Raw genomic sequence first — 16,972 nt, 5'->3', positions numbered from 1 at the left:
GCCCAGAAACTGGACCTCTTCAAAAAAAAAAAAAACAATTAACTAACTCTAACAATTATTTTTATTTGCTATCTAAATAGGTCTCTTGGCTGAAAGTAAATACATCAGACGGTGTACGTGCATTTTCAAAAAGCGTTTTCATCTCCTTTATGACTTCTGGGTTTTTCTGAGCCACATTATTTTGCTCGCCAATATCTGTAGTAAGGTCGTATAGTTTAATGGCAACATCTGCTCCACCGAAAACATCATACTTTACCGCTTTCCAATCACCTTTTCGAATAGCCTGTCTACCGCCTTTTTCATGAAATTCCCAATACAGGTATTCATGATTTTTTTGCAAGTCTTCATGACCTAAAAGTGTGGGTAAAAATGAAATCCCATCTAAGCCTTCAGGTGTTTCAATACCAGCTATTTCTGAAAATGTTGGAAACACATCCCAAAAAGCAGATACCAGCTCCGTTGTACTTCCCGGTCTAATTTTTCCAGGCCATGCCGCAATCATAGGAACTCTAATTCCTCCTTCGTAAAGATCTCTTTTTGTACCTCGAAACGGTCCGTTACTATTAAAATACTCTGGATCTGCACCACCTTCTGTATGTGGACCATTATCTGAAGTAAAGACCACAATGGTATTATCTGCAATACCCAACCCTTCTAACTTTGCCACGATTTCCCCAACTTGCGCATCTAATAATTGTACCATAGAAACAAATGCCGTGTGCGGTTCTTTTTGTGACCTATATGGCCCTTGGTTAAACTCCGGACCATCATCAACACCTTCATAAGGTGTTTCTGGCGGGAATTTGCCTCTGTTTTTCTCCATGAATTCTTCAGGAGCAGCCAATTCCGCATGTGGAATAATAGATGCCACATATAAGAAGAACGGATTGTCTTTGTTCAATTCTATAAACTCCAACGTTTTTTCATGAATCAACCCTGGTGCGTAAGTCCCTTTATTCTTTCCTAAATTGCCTTTAAGCACCAATGAATCTTTATTTGCCCATAGATGATCAGGATAATAATTATGGCCCAACCGCTGGCAATTGTACCCAAAAAAGGTATCAAAACCTTGGTTTAAAGGGTCCCCTTCGGAACCAGGAAATCCAAGTCCCCATTTCCCAAAAGCACCTGTAGCATAGCCTGCTTTTTGCATAGCTTCGGCCATGGTAAAAGTATTATCAGGTAAAGGATATTGGCCTTCTGGCATGATTTCCTTATTTCCCCTAACAACGGTATGACCGGTGTGCATACCCGTTAATAAAGCCGACCTAGAAGGTGCACATACCGTACTACCCGAATAGTGTTGGGTAAAAACTATACCGTCTTTTGCTAGCTTATCGATATTAGGAGTAGAGAATTTTTGCTGCCCGTAGGAACTTAAATCCCCATACCCTAGGTCATCTGCCAAAATATAGACAATATTAGGTCTGGCATTAGCAGTTTCAGTAGTAGGCTCACTTGCTTCAGTGGTATTTTTTTCCTTGTTTTTACACGAGAAAACCAAAGTGCCGAGCAAAATAAAATAAAAAAGTTGTTTCATATTCTAATCTTAGTAAGTACCACGGAGTAAGAAATCCTACTCCGTGGCAGTTATACTTATCCTTTTAAAAAGTTGTTTCATATTCTAATCTTAGTAAGTACCACGGAGTAAGAAATCCTACTCCGTGGCAGTTATACTTATCCTTTTAATTACCGGTATCCATTATTGGTAGGATCTGATTCCAATAAGTTTGGATTCAGCTCTAACTGGATTTGAGGTACAGGTAACAAAACATGATATGGCTGAATGTTAGCCGCTGGATTGTTCCATGGTCTGTGTTGAACGGTCTGTACCGTTTCTAACAAAATGCCCCAACGTATAAGATCCATTCTTCGATGGCCTTCCGCACTTAACTCAAACTTACGCTCGTCATATATTGCCTCTCTAAATTCTTCTTTAGACAAGCCAGTCCAAGGTTGGTCTGGCTCAAATGCTCTTTCCCTAACCTTATTCACATAAAAAAATGCAGCTCCAGGACCATTCAACTCGTTTTCAGCCTCAGCTGCCATTAAATACACATCTGCCAAACGAAAAACAATATAGTTTTCTGGGTGATTTCCTCGTAATGAATTTTCTTGATCTAAATTCCAGTTCTTGCGGAAGTAAGGAAACGCTAGTTTCCATCCCAAATACTCCGTAACAATGGTAGCATCATATCTAAGATCACCATCTTGCCAGTTTTCTTGCAAAGCAAACTCTGGTAAAGGTACTGACCAACCGTAACCGGTCATATCCTCTCCTTGATCACGCAAAAGGCCTTGAAATATATCCACTTTTGTTCCAGATACCCCATTTACAATAGTATCATTATTTCTTCCTGCAGGTTCGTCCCTAATACGTGGATTGTAGTCATCTGTTCTTGTGGTAAATAAGCCATCATAATCTGCCTCAAAATCAACTACAAAAATATGTTCGTCATTATACTGATTGCTTGGGTCTGACTGATCAAAAACATCGGCATAATTATCTAATAACCGGTGCGCTCCACCATCTATTACAACATCACACTCCGCTTTTGCCAAAGCCCATTCCTCATCAAAAAGATGATATTTTGCTTTTAACGTTGCGGCAGCCCATTTACTGGCTCTACCTAAATCGTTACCTGAGTAAGCGCTAGGCAACAAATCAAAAGCTCTTGCTAAGTCTTCCTTCATAGCACTTCTTACCTCTTCTTTTGGAGTTCTTCCTAAAACCGACCTTTCCAATACAGGCAACTGCTCCGTATAAAAAGGTACATCTCCCCATAAATTGGTTAAGTGATAATACGCCAAAGCTCTTAGAAAAAGTAGCTCACCTAATCTACTATCCATAGCTTCTTGAGATAAACTTTCATTACCCTCTATATTTGAGATAAATTCTGTTGTATTATTAACCACTTTATACAACTGTATCCAAGTTCCGTTACCATCTGCGGTTCCTTCCTGAATTAAGTAATTATGAATAGAGCCGTTCACATCTCTATTGGCGGCTTGTACATCTGCACCACTGGTGTAATAATTGTCTAACCCACGTTGCCTATACACATTATTGTCTTGCAATAATCTATACACTCCATTAACAGCCAATTCTGCTTCTTTATCATTTGTGAAAAAGGCATCTGGTGTAATTTGATCTCTTAAATCCTCTTCCAAGAAATCATCGCATGAGCTTAAAACAAGAAAGCCCACAAGTAGTATCAAAAATTTACTCGTTATATTAGTTTTCATATCTGCTTTTTTAAAATTCTACTTTTATACCTAAGGTTATTGATTTCGCATACGGATATTGACCAGATGCAAAACCCTGGGAAACAGAATTAAGACCGCTTCCGTCGCTAAAATTATTTACCTCAGGATCACCCAAAGTAAAGTCTGTAAAAAGTAAAAGATTTGTTCCGGTAACATACACGTTCAATGAACTGAACACATCACTAAGTCCCCCTGATTCTAAAGGCACATTGTAGTTTAACGATAAGGTTTTTAACCTTAGGTAAGAACCATCTTCAATATTTAAACTACTGTTAGGATTAAAAAGACTGTTGGATGGTCCTGCTCTTGGAATGTCTGAAGTTTCATTTACACCAGCAATCCAACGATCAAGTACTATTGGATCCACATTTTGTTCTCCCCTACCAAAATACGCCGTTTGCGAACGTACATTATAAATCTCTGCACCATAACTTCCGTGGAAAAAGATATCTAACGTAAGGTCTTTGTATGTAAACGTATTTCTAAAACCACCATAAAAATCTGGGATAGGGCTACCTAATACTACTGAATCCTCATCGTTAATATTGGAATCGCCATTAACATCTTCGTATCTCGGACCACCAATAAAAGACCGTCCTTCTCTGCCGTCTGCAATAATCTCATCTGCACTTTTATAGGTTCCCAAATATTTAGCCCCAACAAAAGTTGGTAGTGATTCACCAACGATTAATCTAGCAGAATTACCTCCTTGATTTCCTGTGGATTGTAAAGTAATATACTCTTGACCATCTAACTCCAATATCTCACTATTGTTAGAAGATATACTTAGATTGGATTCCCATTGAAAATTCTCATTCTCTACGTTAACCGTATTTAAACCAAATTCAAAACCACTGTTCCGTACAGAACCTAAATTTTGCAATTGGGTTGTGGAGTTGGCTCCTACTTGCCCAGACAGTGCTACTGCTAATAACAAATCTTCCGTAGTCTTTCTATAATAATCAGCCTCAAAAGTTATTCTATTATTAAAGAAACCTAATTCAATACCTAAATCTAATTGTTTTGTGGTTTCCCAGCTTAACCCGCTACTTGGTACATCACCAACTGCCACACCATTTATTAAAGATCCATTAAAGACCGTTGTGGTATTATTATATGTTGCTAAAGAATTATATGCTTTAACCCCTTGTTCTCCAACAATACCGTAACTACCTCTAAGCTTAAAACGGTCTATGACATCTGAATCTGCCATAAAATTTTCCTCATCTACATTCCAAGCAGCTCCTATTGAAGGGAAAAAAGCATATTTGTTACCCGTTTCAAATACAGATGAGCCATCATACCTACCCACCAACGTAAGCAAGTATTTACTTTTATAACCATAGTTAACTCTACCTAAAAATGAACTTAAGGTACGTTGACTATAACCCGACCCAACTACTGCAGTTGAAGCATCACCTAAAGCCAGATTATTAAAAAGTACCACATCATTAGGAAATTGATCAGCTTCGGAACGGGTACTCTCGTTATTATCCTTTTGCCAAGTAAAACCACCTAGTACTTTTATAGAATGATCATCTAAGTCTAAATTATAATTAAGCGTATTTTCATTCAGGATACTCTTCGTAAAGTTCGTATTAATACGACCGAAACCTCCATTTACCCGCTCTGGTAAAATACCAGGTAAATAGTTATTTTGCTTTGTGTAATTTAACTGGGCTCCAAAAGTAGATTTAAAAGAAAGGTTTTTGGCTATTTCGTATTCTACATATGCATTAGTTATTACTTGAGTAACCAAATCATGATCTACACGTAATTGTATATCTGCTTCTGGGTTTCGTTCCAATCCCGCACTAATAGGGTTTTCGAAAGAAAAGCTTCCATCTTCCAAATAAACCGGACGTATAGGTAGTACTTGAGAGACAATACCACCATAATCTACTTTGTTATTTTCTATCTTATAATGCGTAATATTAGCTCTAATACCTGTCTTAAACCTATCGGAAACTCTAACATCAAGATTGGTTCTGAAGTTTACCCTTTCTAAACCAGAGCCTCTAAGAACCCCTTTTTGATTGAAATAATTTCCAGAGATAAAGTAATTGGCATTTTCAGAATTCCCAGTTACAGATACATCCGTATTTGAAATAGAGCCCGGTTGCTCCACTAAATCCAACCAATCTGTGGTAGTCGTAGTTTCTGGATTTAAAACCAATGGTAACGTGCTATCCGTAAGTCCAAAACCATCTGGCCCCGGTGTAAACTGATACGATTCATTTTTATAGTTTACAAAATCTTGTCCCCCAAGAATGTCTATACGGTTTGCCGTTCCTTGCATACTTTGGTAATGGTTAATGGCAACTACCGGTTTCCCTGGCGCCATACCTTTACCATTTTTAGTAGTAATTAAAATTACCCCAGAAGCACCCCTTGTACCATATATAGAAAGTGCGGTGGCATCTTTTAATATTTCAATGGAGGCAATGTCGTTTACGTTAATCGTATTCAGGTTAAAACCTGTTCCTGCAATGAATCCATCAATAACATATAACGGATCATTATTTCCGTTGATGGAACTATTACCCCTAATACGAATAGTAGAACCAGAACCTGGCGTACCGTTGTTTGAAGTAACCTCTACCCCTGTAGCACGCCCTTGTAAGGCTTGATCTACTCTGGCTACAGGTTGGTTTTCTAGAACATCTGATTTAACAGAAGATACAGAAGACACTAAATCTTTTTTAGTAGATGTACCATACCCAATAACGACTACCTCTTCTAAAAGAGCCACGTCTTCTTGTAGTACCATATTAATGGTAGTCTCGTTTCCTACCGAAATACTTTTGGTAACAAATCCCAAATAACTAAACTCTAATGTAGCACCCTCGGCTGCTTTTATAGTATAGTTTCCATCAAAATCGGCCACGGTTCCTACTGTAGTTCCTTTTACTAAAACATTCACACCCGGTAGCGGTTGGCCAGACTCATCCGTAATGGTTCCTGTTAAATTTTGCTGTGCCTGAAGCGACACCATGCCGAAGAACAGCAGTAGCAATAACATTCTTTTTAAATTCATAGTGGTTTATTGTTAGTTAAATAGTGGCCCTTTGTTGAGTTCAAAGCCTTAGGGTAAATATATTCTAGAGTTTTTGCGCATTTATCTCATAATGGTATACATATGTTGCAGATGACCGTTTTACGGGCTTTAAAAGCGTCTCATGCAACATTTATAACCTATATTTAGTACATATTTTAACCCCTAATTATTGAATTACACGCCTAAATCTCAACTTAGCTTAAGGAAATACTCCTAATACATCATTGGTTGACCCAGATTTTTTATTTGAACTACACCTTACTTAAAAGACCACTTTGACCAAACCGCTCTTATGAAACAAGTTCTCCTCTTTTTAATACTACTTTGTTCAGGGGTAAATTGTGTTGCACAAAATACCAACACCTATTTTCATTCTTTACATATAGATGATAGCCGTTTTAATAAAAGAACCAACGTTATCTACGAGGATCATTTAGGTTATTTATGGTTAGGTACCGATAGTGGATTATATAGATATGATGGGCATTCTTTGGTTGAAAATCAATATGATGTCTTTGATGAAAAATCTATACCTAATAACAGTATTAATTCTATTATAGAAGACAGCTACGGAAATTTGTGGCTTGGAAGTGAGAGCTACCTCATACTCTATCATAGAAAAACCAATAGCTTTAGAGGGTTTTATAAGAACAATACAACTACAATTCTTGGCAAATCTAAAGATGGTACGGTCTGGGTGAATCTAAGAAATACCGGTATTGTTAAGGTTGTTCCGCAGGAGGATATAGGTAAGATTGAATTTCACACCCAACTGAACTACAAACAGAACAGTAAAATCTGGACCAACGATAAAACCATAAACGACTTCTCAGAAGACCTCTTTGGACGAAATTGGTTCGCTACACCCAAAGGCATCTTGGCGCTCAATCCAGATGATATGCTGGTAGAAACGGGATTCTCTAAAAATGTATCCTTTCTAACACCCTTAGAAAACAACACTTTATTGGCAGCTACGGATGAGGGTATGTTTCTTCTTCAATACGGAAAAACCGATTTTCAACTCAAGATATTGGAAACTATAGACGTCTTCAATAAAAAGAACCAAACCAACACGGAATTTACCTCTATCTCAACAGATTTAGGTTCAGCAACTATTTGGGCCAGTACCCAATCTGGTTTATATAAAGGGAAGAAAGTCAATAATTCATACGTTTTTACTAACGTAACTGATGGTCAAAAGACTGAAAGTACACCTTATGAAAACCGAGTTAACTCTTTAATTATAGATCGATATAAAAATCTATGGGTGGCTACCAATAAGGGCATTAAAAAACATATTGATAGGAATTCAATTTTTGAATATACCACCATCAATACCAACTTAAACAACCACTTTACCCAATCCTTACTAAAAACAACTAAAAACGAATTACTGGTATCATATAACCACATTGGGCTATACAGTTTCGATTTATGGACAAATACCAATAGGTTACTAACAGCAGCCAATGAAAATTATAGCGTTGTAAAAGAATACTTCTCCAAGAAAGAAGTACTCTTTGCTTCCGGAAAAACCCTTTTGCTTTCTAAAAATTATAACGATCAAACTAAGAAAGTACAATTTGATACGCTCAAAAAATACAACTACAACATTCGTGACTTGGTTACCCTAAATAATGATGAAATATGGGTTGGACTTTGGGGCGGAGGGATAAGTATTGAAACCCCTAAGCAGGAAAAAAATGCATTTAAAAGCAAGGTCATTTCTACCCTCTTTGGAAAAAATGTTTCGGTAATGCACCTAGATCAAAATCAAAATATGTGGATTGGCACCCGGGGAGATGGTCTTTTTAAGGTCAACTTAATTAATGAAGAAATTAAAGTATTCAACCCTTCATTGGAAGATGGCCTGAGTTCAAATGCTATTTTATGTCTGCGTGAAGATGATAAAGGCAATCTATGGATAGGTACCAGAGGGGGCGGGCTAAATTTTTATGACCAAGCAGCCCAAACTATTAAAAGCTATGGTAAAAATGAAGGTTTAGTATCCACTACAGTTGCTAGTATTGAAAGAGATGCTTCTCAAAATTTATGGCTAAGTACCCGAGATGGTATTTCTCGATTTGATATCAATAATGAAAAGTTTGTCAATTTTAGTATTGAAGATGGTGTAACCGAGAGTCATTTTACATTCAATTCAAGCGCCGTAGATGAAGATGGCAGAATTTATTTTGGTTGTCCTGGAGGTTTCTTTTCCGTAAATGCTAAAAACTATAAAAAGGAATCGTTAGTTCCCAACACCATAATTACGAACTACACTATTTTTGGAGATTTTGATAAATCAAATACCGCCAATAAAGAAAGTCATTCAAAAAAATATCTTCATACCACGGACAGCCTTAAGTTAGCACATAATAGAAATAACATTGCCTTTGAGTTCTCTACATTAGATTTTACCGCGCCCAACAAGAACGAATTTGCTTATATACTTGAAGGCACAAACGATTTCTGGCACTATACAAAAGCATCAAACAGAAATGCCAATTACAATGACCTACCTCCGGGCAGTTACACCTTTAAAGTAAAAAGTTCCAATAGTGACGGGGTCTGGAACGATAATCCAGCCACCTTTCATTTTCAAATTAGCCCTCCTTATTGGAAAAGCAATTTGGCTTTTCTTCTCTATTTTCTTTTACTAATAACTTCCATTTATACTACCTGGCTAGTTATTAAACGCTGGTATAGATTAAAAAAGAAACTAGTAGCTGAAACGGTAAGCAGAGAAAAAGATAACGAAATGAACCGCATGAAAATGGTGTTCTTTACTGATATTTCTCATGAGTTACGTACGCCATTAGCCTTAATTCTAGGTACTATTGAAAAAGTGGTGAAAGAGAAAAAGTTTACGTTAAGCCCTATTACATCGCAAAGAATTTACAATAACACGTTAAGAATGCATAGGCTTATTAATCAATTGATGGATATCCGGAAGTTTGACGAAGGGAAGCTTAAACTACAGATTTCTAAAAACAACATCGTTAACGATATTGAAATTATCAAAAATGCCTTTAACGACTTTGCCAAAATTTATGATATAGCGTACCAATTCGTTACAAAGGAAAGTAAGATCGTAGGATGGTACGATGTAGATATTCTAGAAAAAATTCTTTTTAATCTCTTATCTAATGCGTTTAAGTACACTCCTAAAAAGGGAATCATTACAGTTTCTTTAGGACTGGCATCCGGAAAGGAGAAAAGCCATTTTCATCAACAATTTAGAAATGGTTCTTATATTAAATGTAGTGTTAGGGATAATGGTATAGGTATTCCCCAAGAAGATATTGAGCAAATTTTTGACCGCTATTATCAGGCTACTAAAAAATACAGCAATCAGATACCGGGAACCGGAATTGGGATGGAATTGGTACAAAAACTCATTGAAAGACATCATGGTACCATACAAGTAGAGAGTGAAGAAAACACCTTTACCGAATTCACTTTTTACCTACCCATTTACAAAAACCGATATCATAAAAAGGAACGTATCAACAGAGGTACGCCACTCACAAAAAACTTCATTAAAAACTCTGAATTTCAGGTAATTGAAGATATTTCCTCAGAATTTGAAGGCAAACCCAAAGCACTCCAAACGACCAAACCGTTGATATTACTTGTTGAAGATAATGAGGACCTAAGATCGATGGTAAAAGAAGAATTAAAAACCGATTTTAATATTATTGAAGCATGCAACGGTAAAGAAGGGTACACCACCTGCTTAACACAACGCCCCGACTTAATTATCTGCGATATCTTAATGCCCATAGAAGATGGCATTTCTATGCTGCGGAAATTAAAGGCTAATCCAGAGACGAAGACCGTCCCTATTTTTATGCTCACCGCTAAAAACTCTGAGGAAACAAAAATAGAGTGTCTTAGTTTAGGTGCCGATGATTACATAGAAAAACCGTTTAGCCTAGAATTTGTAAAATGGAAGGTGAAAAATACGTTCAATACTCGCGAAGACCTTATAAGTAAATACAGTAAGATTATTACACCTGTGCCGTCTGAAATAAAAGTAGATTCCAACGATGAAAAATTTATACGGAAGCTCGTGACCATTATAGAAAAATCCATTGACGACAAACATCTTAATGTGGAATTTTTAGCATCTGAGGCAGGCATGAGTAGGGCCAACTTGTACCGTAAAGTGCAAGCCATAAATAACGATACTCCTGTAAATTTTATAAAACGAATTCGTCTAAAAAGAGCTGCTCAGTTATTAAAAAGTAACAAGATGTATATTTCTGAAGTTGCCTATATGACCGGTTTTAGTAACCAGAAATATTTTAGCAAGTGCTTCAGCAAAGAATATGAAATGAGTCCTACAGACTATGCCAAGCAGTTTTACAAAGAAACAGAAACGACCATTGAAGTATCTAACGAAAACTAGATACCACTCCCTTTACTATATAAGTTGAACATTTGTATCACCTAAACGATTCATTATAGCCCTTTACAATCTGTAGAATATAAATATTTTTACTGTTCTATTACCCTAGAACGCTATCCTTATGAGGAGCGCTATTCAACTGAAATAATCTGATACCCATATGACTCTTCCCATTAGTAAAACCTTTTGCGTGGCACTGCTATTAATATGTGCGTTACACTCGTGCAAACCCTCTAAAATTGATATCCAAGAGCACAAAAAGCCAAATATTGTTCTTATAAACATAGACGACCTTGGTTATAAAGATGTTGGTTTCATGGGTAGCCAATATTATGAAACTCCCAACTTAGACGCTTTGGCCCAAGAAGGTATGATATTCTATAATGCCTATGCTGGTGCGGCAAACTGTGCTCCTAGTAGAGCCTGTCTGATCTCCGGTTTGAATACACCTAGGCATGGTGTTTATACGGTAAGTCCGTCTGATAGAGGAAACACAAAAACCCGAAAACTAATTCCGATTAAAAACACAGATCATCTTAACGATACCATTTTCACCCTACCTCAGATGCTTAAATCCGCTGGGTATATTACGGGTAGTTTTGGTAAGTGGCATGTGGGTAAAGACCCCAATACTCAAGGAATTGATGTTAATGTAGGAGGAAGTGCAAAAGGAAACCCGGGCAAAGGCGGCTACTTTTCACCGTACAAAATAGATAATATTACTAATGGCCCTAATGACGAATACCTAACAGATAGGCTAACCAACGAGGCCATAAAGTATATAGAGAAAAACAAAGACACCACTTTTTTTCTTTACATGCCCTATTACACGGTACATACTCCTATTATGGGTAAAGAAGAACTAGTGGTCAAGTTTGAATCAAAAAGCGGGCAAAACGGACAAAATAGACCTGATTATGCTGCAATGGTATATGCTATGGACCAAAACGTAGGCAAATTGTTAAACGCTTTAAAACAAAATGGCCTTGAAGAAAACACCGTAGTAATTTTCACTTCAGATAATGGAGGTATCCGAGCTATCTCCGAACAGAACCCGTTAAGAGCAGGAAAAGGTTCCTATTACGAAGGTGGTATTCGCGTTCCTCTAATTATAAAATGGCCGGGGAAAATAAAGCCAAAATCGACCTCTACAGTTGCGGTCAGCAATTTAGATTTTTACCCCACGCTTCAGAATATTACAAAACCTCAAAGCAAAGCTAAACTTCTTGATGGTGTAAATCTTGAGCCTATTTTATATGGAGGCCAACTCGCTGAACGCAACCTCTATTTTCACTTCCCTATTTACCTTCAAAAGTATGACCAATTAAAAGACCAAGGCAGAGACCCTCTTTTTAGAACCCGCCCAGGTTCCGTAATCATTTCTGGAGAATGGAAATTACATGAATATTTTGAAGACGGAGAACTCGAACTCTATAATTTAAAAACTGGTATAGGTGAGAAAAATAACTTGGCAGAACAAAACCCAACTAAGACCAAACAGCTATACAAAGAATTGAATAAATGGAGAACGCAAACGAAAGCTCCAGTTCCTACTAAAGCCAATGAGGCCTATGACCCTACTAATTTATAGGAATAGTCATAGCTACTTCTCTACTCCATAAATATCTTTCAAAACAGAGACCACCGAGCCTTCAAAATGCGTATCAAGGTCATACCGTATTCTTACTTTCGTACCTAACGGAGCGTAGTAATAAATTACCCAAGCATCACCTTCGGCAGTGCCAATGCATCCATTGGAGTATGCTTTGCCCAAACTCTTGGGATTCGTGGTAGGATGAATCATTTGTCCGTTTCGGATGCCATTAATTTCGGTTTCCATCCATGGTATTTGTGGCATTTGTGTAAGTTTTCCATCATCACGATGTGTGGTATAAAATTGTTGTCCGTTTACAGGGTTATAAAAATCAGGATGTTTGGCATGTCTAACAATCATACCCTCTCCTGTTTTTGTTCTTAAATCCGTGACCCGTTCACCCATTTTCAGGTATCGCTGTTTGTCCTGTCCTACCCTTACGGTAAACTCATCCTTCAAAATAGAATCTTGATATATACGCAGCTTAAATTCCGGGATGTTCACATCAATCTCGGTATGGGCTAAATTGTCCAGTATACGGCAGGCTTTTGTAGAGTCCGGAAGATGTAAGACACTTCCTTTTGGCAGTGCGATCATTTGTCTTTGGTCATATACAAATGAATCTCTGGCCATCATACGGTAGTAATCCGTATTGGCCAGCGTATCTATGATCCAAGGATTGTTGCGCACTAACAAATGTTCGGATAGCGGATAGGGCACTACAGAATCATAACACACCACCAAAGAGTCTATATATTTAAAATACTCCGCTATTCTAACGATTCGGGATACGTTGATATCCTCGTATGTTTTTGGTTTTTTAATGGGTGAAGGAGCAGCTTCTTCTTCTTGGACTGGTTCTTTTTCAGAAACCAACTTGGCTTGGTCTTTGCACGACCCTATTCCTAAAAACACCATCGCTATAAAAACAGTATATAATAGCGCTTTTCGTTGTTGAAAGAAATTCAGCTTTTCCGGGGACTTTAAGATACGTAGCATGTTGTTATGACTATATGTAACTGGGTGATTTAACACCTAACTTTACTGTGATTCTAACTGGGTTCATATTCGTTAGGAGCTACAAATTGAAATGCCTCTTCTAGCTGTGTAATATCAAAATAACGTTCTTGATATCCTTTTTGTAGCCTTTCGAAAAAAATATTGTCAATAGGAATTAGGGCTTTTAAAATCTTAGAGTGTGCTACAATAGCTATATTTCCTATTTGCCTATAGTTTCTTAGAATCCAGATGATGTCTTCCATGAATACTTTTGTTTTACTCTTGCTTACATTTAGTTCGTCTAGTTTAACCAGAACATTCACGTAGTCAAACCCTTCTTCTACTTTTTCCTTAAAGAACTTTTGGGCCAGTTTTTCGTCTGTTCCCGTGAATTCATCTATGACTTCTAACGTAAGTGTATTTCCTTTGTACGTTTTTATTTTTTCAATCATGTCCTTAATTTTAAATGTACGGAAATTAGTCTAAACGGACTATTATAAACACATCAAAAGTAAGGGCTAAAATTCACCCATACCATGACCTGAGTCAGCAGAAAATAAAAGAAGATTTAAGAAATAATTTTACCGTCTTCCATCTGAATAATGCGATCGGTACGTTTGGCAAAATCCTCATCATGGGTTACAATCAATAGGGAAAGACCTTCTTCTTCTTTCAACTTTTTAAAAATATTGAACACGTTATCTGCATTGTGGCTGTCCAGATTTCCTGTAGGTTCATCTCCCATAAGAATTATAGGATTATTGATCAAAGCCCTGGCAATGGCCACCCGTTGCTTTTCACCACCCGAAATACGAGAAGCCCGTTGTTTGGCAAGATGATCTATTTTTAGCATTTCTAGCTTTTGCATGGCGTCTCGTTCAATATCTGAGTGCGATTTCTCATTTAGTTTCTTTGCAGGGAGCATTACATTTTCCAAAACACTGAATTCCGATAACAAATAATGAAACTGAAATACAAAGCCAATATGCTTGTTCCGGATGCGAGAAAAATCTTGATGCGGTTTTCCGGTAACCAATTCATGGTTCAGATACAATTCGCCCGTATACTCCGTATCCATCGTAGAAAGAATATAGAGTAAAGTAGATTTCCCCGATCCGGATTTGCCCATAATAGAGGCGAACTCCCCTACTTTTACTCCAAAAGAAATGTCTTTGAGCACATGAAAGTCTTTGGGCTTATAAAAATGTTTATTGATATTTTTTGTTTCAAGAACATACTCCATTGCTTCCTTCTTTAAGTTCCACGAATTATACGAACAGGGTCTATTCGCCTAGCTTTTGCGGACGGAAACCAACCAGCAATAAAAGTAGAGAGCAGCGCAAAAACGATTCCTATTACATAATACCCAATATTATAACTTATAGGGTATGTGGTTATCGTAGGCAATGCAGACGTTTCAAAAGCTACGTTATCTATTAGACGAGCTAATCCATACCCTACCACCAAACCCATAACACCACCAACCAACCCAATAATCATAGCTTGGCTTATAAAAATGAGCTGTACGTCCAAACCTGAAAATCCTATTGCTTTTAAAATGGCAATATCCTTCATTTTCTCATAAATAAGCATGTTCAGAATATTATAAATTCCAAACCCGGCCACAATCAATAAGGTAATGGAAACGGCATAGGTAATGAGATCTCTTATGTTAGAACCTGTCTCAAACTGTGCGTTGGCTTCATTAATATCCGTAGCCTTTATCGTGAACTGTTTTTGAAGGCGTTTTGCTAAAGCGGGGGCTAACGTAATATCATAAAGTCTAATATTAATATCCGTTATATAATTCTGTGCTTCGCCCATAATACGCTGTACTGTCTTAAGGTTGGCATAACTTTGAATGTTGTCTACATCTGCCACCCCACTTTGGTAAATTCCAACAATCTTGAGTGGAAAAATATCTCCGCCAACTGTACTTATCTGAACTCTTTCCCCAACCGATAAAGACATTTTTTTGGCAAGACCGGAACCTAATATAATTCCGTTATCGGTATTTTTGAGTGCCTCTGGAGTTCCTTGAGTAATATAATCACCCATACTGGTAAGCCTTGTTTCCTCCATAATATCCACACCCACCAAATTACCGCTTAAATCAATAGAACCGGACAAGTAGAAAATTTGCGCTCGTAGCTGGGGTGTTGCCCCTTTTACTTCTTTATCCTTTTTTAGGTACTTTAAAATGGGCAAGGCATTATGAATTTTCTTTTGGCTTTGCCTAGGCTTGATCGAGTGTACGATGTTGAAGGAATTTTTAAATTCATCATAAAGCGATACGGGTTGCGTTTCGCTAGGTTCAATTTCATTATACAGGTGAATATGCGGAGTTTGGCTCAAAACCATACCATCTAACATCTCATTAAGTCCGGTCATAAAACTGATCAGCGTAATATAAGCTCCAATACCAAAAGTAACGCCCAATGCAGCTGTTGCCGAGGACTTCATTTTTGTTACCAAATGGGTTTTGGCAATGTTCAATATGACGCTCCAATTGATCATTGTTCTGGTTTTAAAAGCTCGGTCTCTTCGCTAATACCTTTTGTGATTTCTATACGATCTAAGTTGTATAAACCCGTAGTTACCTCTACTGTACCATTGGCGGTCTCTACCTTGTTCCCATCAATTAGATAGTCTTTAGGAATAGTCAGTACATCCTTTCTTTTAGCAATGACAATGTTGCCCTCGCCTGCCAAACCGGGATATAGAATTTTTGGCGGATCGTCAAAACTGGCTTCTATCGTAAAAGTCTGTGAACGTTCATCTTTACGGGGAAAGATTTTATCTACCGTAGCCATAAAAACTTTGGATGGATAAGCATCTAGTGTAATCAACGTTTTTTGACCGAGGCTCAATTTTACAATATCTACCTCGTCTACCAACATTTTAATTACGAATACCGAATCGCTTCCAACTGCAGCAATGGGTTCCATAGTGCTTACGATTTCTCCGGTTTCTTTTAGAAGTTCATAGACCTTACCGTTTATTTTACTAGTTACCGTAAAGTCTTTGGTATTTATCTGCGCAGATTCATAATTGTTACGCGCTTGGCTCAATTGGGTCTTTAGTTCGTTTTTGGTACGGTCATATTTACTTTGTAACAAGTTTAAATTATTACGGGAAAGCTCATAGGCCAGTTTACGATTATCAAAATCTATTTTTGAACCTATTTCTTGTTCCCACAAACGTTTCTGTCTGTAGAAATTAATGGAATCATTATGAAAAGATAGTGTCGCTGCTTTTATTTCATCTTCTAAACCCGTGAGTACAGCGGCACTTCCGTTATAGTTTTCCTGTGCCAACTTCAGTGAAAGTTTCGCATTTTCCGTATTCAGCTTAGGTGTATTATTAATAATTTGAAGTAATGGCGTTCCCTTTTTAACCAAATCTCCTTCTTCCACCAAATTGCGGTCTAAAATTCCGCCTACGGCCGCATATACTTTATACAGGCTGTCTGGCTGAACGATGGCAGACGCATATACAGATTCCGTTAATTCTGTTTTTTGAGGAAATACCTTCTCTTGCTCGTCACCACAAGACTGTAATGCGATTATGAAAACTAGTATGAATAAATAGCGCATAGTATAAAATTAGCCAGTATTCAAAATAAAATGAAAATCAATTCATA

10 protein-coding genes are annotated in these 16,972 nt (G+C 37.4%); 2 read left to right on the top strand and 8 right to left on the bottom strand.

All coding sequences use genetic code 11. The annotated features are described in order from the left end of the window. Positions 1 to 61 precede the first annotated feature (61 nt). The 3 genes from IWB64_RS12810 to IWB64_RS12800 all read right to left on the bottom strand — a co-directional run bounded on the left by IWB64_RS12810 (position 62) and on the right by IWB64_RS12800 (position 6,304). On the bottom strand, positions 62 to 1,540 hold the full coding sequence (locus IWB64_RS12810) for an arylsulfatase (protein WP_194534367.1): 1,479 nt from the start codon (positions 1,538 to 1,540) through the stop codon (positions 62 to 64). Between the two features lie 149 nt (positions 1,541 to 1,689). Beyond that, the gene (locus IWB64_RS12805) at positions 1,690 to 3,246 is read right to left on the bottom strand and encodes a RagB/SusD family nutrient uptake outer membrane protein (protein ID WP_194534366.1); all 1,557 of its coding nucleotides are present in this window, start codon (positions 3,244 to 3,246) and stop codon (positions 1,690 to 1,692) included. 10 nt (positions 3,247 to 3,256) lie between these two features. Further along, a complete protein-coding gene (locus IWB64_RS12800; RefSeq protein ID WP_194534365.1) occupies positions 3,257 to 6,304 on the bottom strand; it encodes a SusC/RagA family TonB-linked outer membrane protein in 3,048 nt (1,015 codons plus the stop codon). Between the two features lie 313 nt (positions 6,305 to 6,617). Here IWB64_RS12800 and IWB64_RS12795 point away from each other — a divergent pair, with 313 nt between their 5' ends. Together IWB64_RS12795 and IWB64_RS12790 are read left to right on the top strand one after the other, a co-directional pair. Further along, positions 6,618 to 10,736 carry a two-component regulator propeller domain-containing protein gene (locus IWB64_RS12795; protein WP_194534364.1) on the top strand — a complete coding sequence of 1,373 codons (4,119 nt, stop codon included), beginning with the start codon at positions 6,618 to 6,620 and terminating at the stop codon, positions 10,734 to 10,736. A gap of 190 nt (positions 10,737 to 10,926) precedes the next feature. After that, positions 10,927 to 12,327: a sulfatase gene (locus IWB64_RS12790; protein WP_317171975.1), complete on the top strand. Its 1,401-nt coding sequence runs from the start codon at positions 10,927 to 10,929 to the stop codon at positions 12,325 to 12,327. A gap of 12 nt (positions 12,328 to 12,339) precedes the next feature. On the opposite strand, the gene IWB64_RS12785 is transcribed toward IWB64_RS12790, so the two are convergent. The 5 genes from IWB64_RS12785 to IWB64_RS12765 all read right to left on the bottom strand — a co-directional run bounded on the left by IWB64_RS12785 (position 12,340) and on the right by IWB64_RS12765 (position 16,925). Then, positions 12,340 to 13,329 carry a L,D-transpeptidase gene (locus tag IWB64_RS12785; protein WP_226975876.1) on the bottom strand — a complete coding sequence of 330 codons (990 nt, stop codon included), beginning with the start codon at positions 13,327 to 13,329 and terminating at the stop codon, positions 12,340 to 12,342. A gap of 53 nt (positions 13,330 to 13,382) precedes the next feature. Beyond that, positions 13,383 to 13,781, bottom strand: coding sequence for a SpoIIAA family protein (locus IWB64_RS12780; protein WP_194534362.1), 399 nt, complete (start codon positions 13,779 to 13,781; stop codon positions 13,383 to 13,385). Between the two features lie 116 nt (positions 13,782 to 13,897). Further along, positions 13,898 to 14,572 carry an ABC transporter ATP-binding protein gene (locus IWB64_RS12775; RefSeq protein ID WP_194534361.1) on the bottom strand — a complete coding sequence of 225 codons (675 nt, stop codon included), beginning with the start codon at positions 14,570 to 14,572 and terminating at the stop codon, positions 13,898 to 13,900. Positions 14,573 to 14,583: 11 nt separating this feature from the next. Further along, positions 14,584 to 15,846: an ABC transporter permease gene (locus IWB64_RS12770; protein ID WP_194534360.1), complete on the bottom strand. Its 1,263-nt coding sequence runs from the start codon at positions 15,844 to 15,846 to the stop codon at positions 14,584 to 14,586. Next, on the bottom strand, positions 15,843 to 16,925 hold the full coding sequence (locus IWB64_RS12765; RefSeq protein ID WP_194534359.1) for an efflux RND transporter periplasmic adaptor subunit: 1,083 nt from the start codon (positions 16,923 to 16,925) through the stop codon (positions 15,843 to 15,845). The genes IWB64_RS12770 and IWB64_RS12765 overlap by 4 nt, the downstream gene beginning before the upstream one ends. Between the last annotated feature and the right edge of the window lie 47 nt (positions 16,926 to 16,972).

The sequence above is a fragment of the Zobellia nedashkovskayae genome (assembly GCF_015330125.1).
In the GTDB taxonomy this organism is placed as follows: domain Bacteria; phylum Bacteroidota; class Bacteroidia; order Flavobacteriales; family Flavobacteriaceae; genus Zobellia; species Zobellia nedashkovskayae.
This window is presented reverse-complemented; position numbering and strand designations above follow the sequence as displayed.